We start from the raw sequence: 2302 nt of genomic DNA, 5'->3' as shown, positions 1-2302 counted from the left end.
GGCCCAGGAGGCCGCCGCCGCCGGCCGCGTCGACGCGATGCCGACCCTCCCCGCGAGCGCCTGGCCGACCCCGCCGACGGACGTCGACCCGGCGGACCTGGTGCACGCGGAGGTCGTCGCGGGCGGGGGGTACACGCACCTCGCAGTCGCGCGCGGCACGCACGTGCGGCTCACCGACCTGGTCGGCGACGCGTGCGCGCACGTGCTCGCCTACCGGCTGGACCGGCCGTGGGAGCGGCTCAACGTCGCGGACACCGTCAAGGTGCAGTGGCAGGTCTACCTGACGGCGGGGCACCTGCTGCTGTCCGACGCGGGCCGCGTGCTGGCGTCGGTCGTGCAGGACTCGTCGGGGCGGCAGGACGCGCTGTTCGGCACGACGACCCGCGCGCGCAACGCGCAGCGCTACGGCGACGGCGAAGCGCACGGTCCGTCGCCCGCCGGGCGTGAGCTGTTCGCGCTCGCGGCGGCGAAGCACGGTCTGACGCGGCGCGACCTGCCGCCGAGCGTGTCGTTCTTCCAGGGCGTCCGGGTCGACGACGAGGGCCACCCGCACTTCACCGGGTCGGCCGGCCCTGGCGCGGCGGTCACGCTGCGCGCCGAGGTGCCGCTGCTGCTGCTCGTCGCGAACACCGCGCACCCGCTCGACCCGCGGCCCGAGTTCACGTCGTCGCCGCTCGAGGTCCTCGCGTGGAGCGGCCGCCCGACCGCGCCCGACGACCCGCTGTGGACCGCCACCCCCGAGGGCCGCCGTGCCTTCACCAACACCGTCGCCGACCTCACCGCCCGGGGGATCGCATGACCACGACCACGCCGACCACCACGCCCACGACCGGCACGCCCGACACGGCCGTCGCCGACGCCTTCCCCGCGAGCCCGACCGCGTCGAGCACCGCCGGAGCGAACACCGCCGGAAAGAGCGCCGCCGGAGAGAGCGCCGCCGGAGCGAGCACCGCGACCGCGAGCACCGCGGGGGCGAGCACCGCGACCGCGAGCGCCACGAGACCGACGGCCGGCGTCGCGACCGACCCGGTGACCGCGACGGCGACGGGCGCCGACCCCGTCCCGGCCGGCGAGGTGCTGCGCGACGAGGTCGTCCCCGCCCGCGCGCCGTGGTCCGCGGTCGTCTCCGCCGGCGACGTCCTGACGATCGTCGACCTCGGCGGCAACCAGGCGGTCGACTTCCTCGTCTACGACGCGCACGACACGTCGCTGCGGTACAGCGCGCCCGACACGATCCAGGCGCAGGACTCGGTGTTCCTCACCACGGGGTCGGTGCTGCGCGACTGCGAGCACGGCGAGCTCATGACGGTGGTCGCGGACACGTGCGGCCGGCACGACACGCTCGGCGGCGCGTGCTCGCAGGAGTCGAACACGCTGCGCTACGGCCACCACACCCGCGGGCAGCACGCGTGCGTCGAGAACTTCCTCGCGGAAGGCGGGCGGCACGGGCTCGGCAAGCGGGACCTCGTGTCGAACATCAACTGGTACATGAACGTGCCGGTCGACCCGGACGGGGCGCTGGGGATCGTCGACGGCATCTCCGCGCCGGGGCTCGCGGTGTCGCTGCGGGCGGAGCGCGACGTGCTGGTCGTCGTCTCGAACTGCCCGCAGGTCAACAACCCGTGCAACGGCTTCGACCCGACACCCGTCCGCATGGTCGTCACGCACCCGAGCCGCCCGGACGAGCAGGAGCAGACCCGATGAGCTTCGACACCCTCCTCGTCGCGAACCGCGGCGAGATCGCCGTCCGCATCCTGCGTACGGCCCGCGACCTGGGCCTGCGCACGGTGGCCGTCTACTCGGACGCCGACGCGGGTGCCCCGCACGTGCACCTGGCCGACACGGCGGTCCGTCTGGGCCCCGCGCCCGCGGCGCAGTCGTACCTGCGCGCGGACGCGATCGTCGAGGCGGCGCTCGCGACGGGTGCGGGCGCGATCCACCCGGGCTACGGGTTCCTGTCGGAGAACGCGGGGTTCGCGCGCGCGGCGGAGGCGGCGGGGGTCGCGTTCGTCGGGCCGACGCCGGACCAGCTCGAGCTGTTCGGGGCGAAGCACACGGCTCGTGCGGCCGCGGCGGCGGTCGACATGCCGATGCTCGTCGGGACGGGTCTGCTGGCGGACCTCGACGAGGCGCAGGCGGAGGCGGCGCGGATCGGCTTCCCGGTCATGCTCAAGGCGACTGCGGGTGGCGGCGGGATCGTGCTCGTCGGCATCGGGCTGCTGCGACGTCCAGGTGCGGACGCGCCCCGCGCACGACGGATCCTGCGGCGACGGGCTTCTGCGGCGGGCTGGCACCGCTGGCG

The 2302-nt window shown here is 75.5% G+C and carries 3 protein-coding genes; all 3 read left to right on the top strand.

Annotated elements, in window-relative coordinates; genetic code table 11:
- A partial coding sequence (locus HGA02_RS16860; RefSeq protein ID WP_210728728.1) for an urea amidolyase associated protein UAAP1 occupies positions 1–799 on the top strand: 799 nt, incomplete at its 5' end.
- Between the two features lie 230 nt (positions 800–1029).
- Complete coding sequence (locus tag HGA02_RS16855; RefSeq protein ID WP_168680312.1) at positions 1030–1704, top strand: urea amidolyase associated protein UAAP2; 675 nt, start codon at positions 1030–1032, stop codon at positions 1702–1704.
- On the top strand, positions 1701–2302 hold a 602-nt coding region (locus HGA02_RS16850), incomplete at its 3' end, for a biotin carboxylase N-terminal domain-containing protein (protein WP_281357210.1). The genes HGA02_RS16855 and HGA02_RS16850, both read left to right, overlap by 4 nt.

Source organism: Cellulomonas septica (assembly GCF_012396155.1).
GTDB lineage: Bacteria > Actinomycetota > Actinomycetes > Actinomycetales > Cellulomonadaceae > Cellulomonas > Cellulomonas septica.
Note: the sequence above shows the minus strand (reverse complement) of the source record. Positions and strands in the feature narration are given on the sequence as shown.